Annotated in this window: 9 protein-coding genes; 7 read left to right on the top strand and 2 right to left on the bottom strand. The window is 65.2% G+C overall.

Annotation, left to right across the window (positions count from 1 at the left end):
• The coding region (locus tag Q0S16_RS16145) for a DUF930 domain-containing protein (RefSeq protein ID WP_295850018.1) at positions 1-540 on the top strand (540 nt) is incomplete at its 5' end.
• A gap of 67 nt (positions 541-607) precedes the next feature.
• Positions 608-976: a hypothetical protein gene (locus Q0S16_RS16140; protein ID WP_295850016.1), complete on the top strand. Its 369-nt coding sequence runs from the start codon at positions 608-610 to the stop codon at positions 974-976.
• Here the strand turns inward: Q0S16_RS16140 and Q0S16_RS16135 are convergent.
• Positions 973-1470, bottom strand: coding sequence for a hypothetical protein (locus Q0S16_RS16135; RefSeq protein WP_295850014.1), 498 nt, complete (start codon positions 1468-1470; stop codon positions 973-975). The two genes, Q0S16_RS16140 and Q0S16_RS16135, sit on opposite strands and share 4 nt — an antisense overlap.
• Positions 1471-1652: 182 nt before the next feature.
• On the opposite strand from Q0S16_RS16135, the gene Q0S16_RS16130 reads away from it, so the two are divergent.
• Complete coding sequence (locus tag Q0S16_RS16130; protein WP_295850013.1) at positions 1653-2675, top strand: LLM class flavin-dependent oxidoreductase; 1023 nt, start codon at positions 1653-1655, stop codon at positions 2673-2675.
• A 179-nt stretch (positions 2676-2854) separates the two neighbouring features.
• Here the strand turns inward: Q0S16_RS16130 and Q0S16_RS16125 are convergent, their stop codons facing one another.
• Entirely contained in the window at positions 2855-3178 is a 324-nt protein-coding gene (locus Q0S16_RS16125) for a DUF1476 domain-containing protein (RefSeq protein ID WP_295850011.1), read from the bottom strand.
• 326 nt (positions 3179-3504) lie between these two features.
• On the opposite strand from Q0S16_RS16125, the gene purC reads away from it, so the two are divergent.
• From purC to purQ, 4 genes are all read left to right on the top strand, one after another.
• The gene (gene purC / locus Q0S16_RS16120; RefSeq protein ID WP_086937119.1) at positions 3505-4272 is read left to right on the top strand and encodes a phosphoribosylaminoimidazolesuccinocarboxamide synthase; all 768 of its coding nucleotides are present in this window, start codon (positions 3505-3507) and stop codon (positions 4270-4272) included.
• A 144-nt stretch (positions 4273-4416) separates the two neighbouring features.
• Positions 4417-4659: a phosphoribosylformylglycinamidine synthase subunit PurS gene (purS, locus tag Q0S16_RS16115; RefSeq protein ID WP_295850008.1), complete on the top strand. Its 243-nt coding sequence runs from the start codon at positions 4417-4419 to the stop codon at positions 4657-4659.
• Positions 4660-4677: 18 nt separating this feature from the next.
• Positions 4678-4935: a hypothetical protein gene (locus Q0S16_RS16110; RefSeq protein WP_295850007.1), complete on the top strand. Its 258-nt coding sequence runs from the start codon at positions 4678-4680 to the stop codon at positions 4933-4935.
• Positions 4932-5549: phosphoribosylformylglycinamidine synthase subunit PurQ (purQ, locus tag Q0S16_RS16105; protein ID WP_295850006.1), on the top strand; the 618-nt coding region annotated here is incomplete at its 3' end. The genes Q0S16_RS16110 and purQ, both read left to right, overlap by 4 nt.

The following is a 5549-nucleotide window of genomic DNA, read 5'->3' as shown; positions in this document are numbered from 1 at the left end:
GCGATGCGCAGCATCGCCGTGCCGCATCGCAGAACCGGGATCCCGGTGACGCCTTCAACAAGATCAGACCAGCGGTGTACCAACCGCAAGCGCGGCGCGTGCCGCATCGTCACGTCGTCGTGGCTGGCCACCCGCGGTCGCAGCGGCTACAGCAGCGCGATGAGAATCATCGTCGCGTTGCTGTTGTTGATCGCCACTCCCGCCTGCGCCGCCGATGCGCGCTTCATTGCCAGCCTCGGCCGACTCGATCCGCGGACCCGGCTGGAGCAGATCTGCGATTACGAGGCGATGCGGCGGATCGGTGACGCCGCCAATGCGTTTCATTCCGACCGCGCCAAATCCGACGTCGTGTCGCCGCCGCGGCATCAGGGCGACACGCTGGTCGCGGACGGCGCCGCGTTCCGCAGCGGCGGCCACTGGTACCAGGTCGCGTTCACCTGCAAGGCCTCGCCGGACCGCACCCGGGTGCTGTCCTTCAGCTCGACGATCGGCGCGCTGATCCCGGAAGCCAAATGGCCGGGCTACGGGCTGTGGAAATAATAGTTCGTAGGGCGCCATAGCACAGCGCATTGCGCCGCCATGCAGGCGGCAACGTGCATGATTGCGCTTGATCTCATCCGAATTGAACGCCGTCATTCCGGGGCGTGAGCAGCGTGAGCAGCGCGAGCTGCGGACAAGCCCGGAATCCCCAGATGTTTTGGCCATTCCCAGTGAACCCGCAGGGCGGGTTGGCGCCAAAGGCGCGTCACTCGCCGGCCATCGTCCGTTGCCGTGGTGGGACACGGCGCAAGGGCGCCTGACCCACCCTAGTCATCACCTTCTGCCCCGTGGCCGCAGCGCCGGGGAATCCTCATACGGCATTCTGGCGTCGATCAGCAGCTCCATCGCCTCCGGCGGCACGTGGTCGAGGTCGACGCCGCCGCGGCGCATTTCCTTCAGCGCGGCGCGGATCGCCTCGTCGCGCGACAGGGTCTAGGCGCCGGTCTCGGCTCGGCCGCCCCACAGCGGCTTGCGCTGCCGCCGGCGGCCCTGCGCCTCCAGCCGCGCCAGCTTCACCACCTGCAGCGCCCGCAGCAGCCGCTCGGTATCGATCGCCGGATCCGCCTCCAGCGCGCGCAGATGGCGCTCGGCGAGGTCGCGCAGCCGCTCGGCCAGTTTGCGCAATTTCAGTTTCTGCGAGGCGCGCGCCGAGGGCACGGTGTCGGTGGCCACCGGCGCGAAGGGCGGGCGCCGCCAGCCGCCGTCGCGGCTCCAGCGGCTGATGCTGGCGCGGCCGACGCCGGTCTTCGTCGCGATCTCGGAATAGGTCAAATTGGTCTGCTCGATCAGCCGGCGCACCATCGCGACCCGCAGATCGGTATGCGGCCGCCGCGAGCCGCGCGGCCGTTCATTGACGATCGCGTCGGGCGCGACCGGTTCGTCGGGCGTGACGCGGAGGCGGGTGATGACGGGGAACAGGCTATAGGGCATACCGAGGTATATATACCTAATTTCTGCGGGATGCAAGGCTGGCCATCGGCGCGACGCGACGGCGGGCAGCATCTTCGGCGTTGATCGCCAATTCGGAAACGATGAGTTTCCAGCGTTTCCCTGTTGCCGCGCCGATGCCGACCTAGATAGGGTTCACCCGTTTCCTCCGAGCACCCATCCCCATGAAGAACATCGGCTTTCTCTCCTTCGGCCACTGGTCGCCGTCGTCCTCCTCGCTCGTGCGCTCGGCCTCCGATGCGCTGCTGCAATCGATCGATCTGGCGGTCGCGGCCGAGCAGCTCGGTGCCGATGGCGCGTATTTTCGCGTGCATCATTTCGCTCGCCAGCTCGCCTCGCCGTTTCCCTTGCTGGCGGCGATCGGTGCCAAGACCTCGAAGATCGAGATCGGCACCGGCGTGATAGACATGCGCTACGAGAACCCGCTCTACATGGCGGAGGATGCCGGTGCCGCCGACCTGATTGCCGGCGGCCGGCTGCAGCTCGGCATCTCCAGAGGTTCGCCGGAGCAGGTGATCGACGGCTTTCGCCATTTCGGCTACGCGCCGCCGCAAGGCACGACCGAGGCCGACATGGCGCGGCGCCATACGGAAGTGTTGCTCGACGTGCTGGAGGGCCGCGGCTTTGCCGCGCCGAACCCGAACCCGATGTTTCCCAATCCGCCGGGCCTGCTGCGGCTCGAGCCGTACTCCGAAGGCCTGCGCGAGCGGATCTGGTGGGGCGCCTCGACCAATGCGACGGCGCAATGGGCGGCGACGCTCGGCATGAACCTGCAGAGCTCGACGCTGAAGATCGATGAATCCGGAAAACCGTTTCACGTCCAGCAGGCCGAGCAGATCCGGCTGTTCCGCGACGCCTGGAAGGCGGCCGGCCACACCCGCACACCGCGCGTGTCCGTATCGCGCAGCATCTTCGCGCTGACCAACGACCAGGACCGGATGTATTTCGGCCGTGACGGCCAGGGCAGCGACAAGGTCGGCTATCTCGGCGGCGCCGAGCGCGCCATCTTCGGCCGGAGTTACGCGGCGGAGCCCGATCTGCTGATCGAACAGCTGCGCGGCGACGAGGCGATCGCCGAAGCCGATACGCTGCTGCTGACCGTGCCGAACCAGCTCGGCGTCGATTACAACGCCCATGTCATCGAGGCGATCCTGCGACACGTCGCGCCAGGCCTGGGCTGGCGGTAGGCGCTCCCGGACGAGGTCTCGTGTCCCGGACGCGCTGCGGCAGTCTCAGGCGATGCCCTTGCATCGCCGCTATGCCGCTCCGCGGAGCCGGGATCCCGGTCACGGTCAACAGACCGGGGCCCCGGCTCCGCGAAGCAACACGGCGTGTTGCATCGCGCCCGGGAAACGCTTCGCGCGTGTTACGACCCGCTCTTGATCTGCAGTACCGCCTGCGCCATCAGCTCGTCCATCTTGGCGCGAATCGCCGGTTCGGTGACCGAGATGCCCTTGGCGGTGAGGTCGCCGATCACCTTGCGGACGACGTCGGCGTCGCCGGCTTCCTCGAAATCGGCGGCGACCACTTCCTTGGCATAGGCGGCGGCGGCGTCGCCCTCGAGGCCGAGCTGCGGGGCGACCCACAGGCCGAGCAGCTTGTTGCGGCGGGCCTCCGCCTTGAATTTCTGCTCCTCGTCGAGCGCGTATTTCTTCTCAAAACCGTCTTCGCGCTTGTCGAATGATGACATGGTTAAATCCCGTTGAATGCTGCAAGCCGATGGCCTGCGCGTTGCGAATGCCGTTATCGACCCTAGATAGGGGGGACGGGAAGCCGGAACAACGGGCGCAAGGTCGCAGGGCGCCAACATCCCGGGCGGTAAAACCCGCGATAACCCGGCTGGGTCGATTGTGCTGGCGGGACCGATCGGCTAGGTTGCCGGCAGGCCCGGTTCCTGTTCTGTTTCCGTTGTTCGTGTTACCCGTTCCTGGCCTTCACGGCAGCTCCGTCGTGGGTCGATCCCGTCACTCGGAGCATACCCATCCCATGGATTTCAACAACACCGGGTACATCCCCATGAGCCGTCGACGTCGCATCTACGAAGGCAAAGGCAAGGTCCTGTATGAAGGTCCGGAGCCGGGCACGCTGATTCAGCACTTCAAGGACGATGCCACCGCGTTCAATGCCAAGAAGCATCAGGTGATCGAGGGCAAGGGCGTCCTCAACAACCGGATCTCGGAATACCTGTTCCAGCATCTCAACGACATCGGCGTTCCCACCCATTTCATCCGCCGCCTCAACATGCGCGAGCAATTGATTCGCGAAGTCGAGATCGTGCCGCTGGAAGTGGTGGTGCGGAACGTGGCGGCGGGCTCGCTGTCGCAGCGTTTGGGCATCGAGGAGGGCACCCAGTTGCCGCGCTCGATCATCGAGTTCTATTACAAGAACGACCAGCTCAACGACCCGATGGTCTCGGAAGAGCACATCACCGCGTTCGGCTGGGCCACGCCGCAGGAAATCGACGACATCATGGCGCTCGCCATCCGCGTCAACGACTTCCTCACCGGGCTGTTTCTCGGCATCGGCATTCGTCTGGTCGATTTCAAGATGGAATGCGGCCGGCTGTTCGAGAACGACATGATGCGGATCATCGTCGCCGACGAGATCTCGCCGGATTCGTGCCGGCTGTGGGACATCAAGTCGAACGAGAAGCTCGACAAGGACCGCTTTCGCCGGGATCTCGGCGGCGTGCTCGAGGCCTACACGGAAGTGGCCAAACGGCTCGGCATTCTCGCCGAGAATGAGCGCCCGATGGGCACCGGCCCGGTGCTGGTCAAAAGCTGAATGTCATTCCGGGGCGTGAGCGGCGCAGCCGCTCGCGAACCCGGAAGCCCGAGATGATCATATCCAGATTCCGCGCCACTCCAATCGGAGTGGCTGAGGTTCGGCCGCGCAAAAGCGCGCCCGCCCCGGAATGACGAGGACACCATGAAAGCGCGTGTTACGGTTACACTGAAGAACGGCATCCTGGACCCGCAGGGCAAGGCCATCGAGGGCGCGCTGAAGTCGCTCGGCGTCGAGGGCATTGCTTCTGTGCGTCAGGGCAAGGTGTTCGACATCGAGATCCCCGGCGGCGACAAGGCCACCGCGGAAGCCGCCCTGAAAGCCGCCGCCGACCGGCTGCTGGCCAACACCGTGATCGAGAATTATGCTATCGAGGTGCAGGGGTAGGGTTTCGGAGATCGGGTCATGGCTGAGATCAGCAATGAATTGATTTATGAGGTTCTCAAGGCCATTCAGACGCGCCAGGCGCAGATGGACGGCAAGCTCGACGAGAACAACAGCAACATGCTCTCTCTGAAGTATCAGATCGCCGCCATCCATCACGATCTTCTGGGAATCCACTCGGAGCTCGGCAGCATGCACGCCACGCTGATATGCCACGAACACCGCCTCGATCGCATCGAGCGCCGTCTTGAAATCAATGAAGCCCCGAGTCTGACATGAAATCCGCCGTCCTCGTCTTCCCCGGCATCAACCGCGAGCGCGACATGGCCCGCGCCTTGAAACTCGCGTCCGGGCAGGACGCGACGATGGTCTGGCATGCCGACACGGCGCTGCCCAAGGGGACCGACCTCGTGGTCGTGCCCGGCGGCTTCTCCTATGGCGACTATCTGCGCTGCGGCGCGATCGCGGCGCGCTCGCCGGTGATGGACGCGGTGCGGGCCTTCGCCGCCGATGGCGGGCTGGTGCTCGGCGTCTGCAACGGCTTCCAGATCCTGTGCGAGAGCGGATTGCTGCCCGGCATCTTGATGCGCAACGCGAAACTGAAATTTATCTGCCACGATGTGCATCTGCGCGTCGAGCGCTCCGACACGGCCTTCACCCGCGGCTACAATGCCGGGCAGGTGATCCGGGTGCCGATCGCGCATGGCGAGGGCAACTACGCCGCCGACGAGGAGACCATCAAGCGGCTCGAAGGTGATGGCCGCGTGCTCTATCGCTATTGCGCGGCCGATGGTTCGATCGGCGATCACAGCAACATCAACGGCGCGGCGCGTGGCATTGCCGGCATTGTCAGCGACCACGGCAATGTGCTCGGCATGATGCCGCATCCGGAA

The sequence above is a fragment of the Tardiphaga sp. genome (assembly GCF_025356345.1).
Lineage (GTDB): Bacteria > Pseudomonadota > Alphaproteobacteria > Rhizobiales > Xanthobacteraceae > Tardiphaga.
Note: the sequence above shows the minus strand (reverse complement) of the source record. Positions and strands in the feature narration are given on the sequence as shown.

Bases quoted from the DNA above. Each gene is read 5' to 3' on its own strand.
- purC (WP_086937119.1), top strand. From the start codon at position 3,505: ATGAGCCGTCGACGTCGCATCTACGAAGGCAAAGGCAAGGTCCTGTAT.
- Q0S16_RS16135 (WP_295850014.1), bottom strand. From the start codon at position 1,470: ATGCCCTATAGCCTGTTCCCCGTCATCACCCGCCTCCGCGTCACGCCC.
- Q0S16_RS16125 (WP_295850011.1), bottom strand. From the start codon at position 3,178: ATGTCATCATTCGACAAGCGCGAAGACGGTTTTGAGAAGAAATACGCG.
- purS (WP_295850008.1), top strand. From the start codon at position 4,417: ATGAAAGCGCGTGTTACGGTTACACTGAAGAACGGCATCCTGGACCCG.
- Q0S16_RS16110 (WP_295850007.1), top strand. From the start codon at position 4,678: ATGGCTGAGATCAGCAATGAATTGATTTATGAGGTTCTCAAGGCCATT.
- Q0S16_RS16130 (WP_295850013.1), top strand. From the start codon at position 1,653: ATGAAGAACATCGGCTTTCTCTCCTTCGGCCACTGGTCGCCGTCGTCC.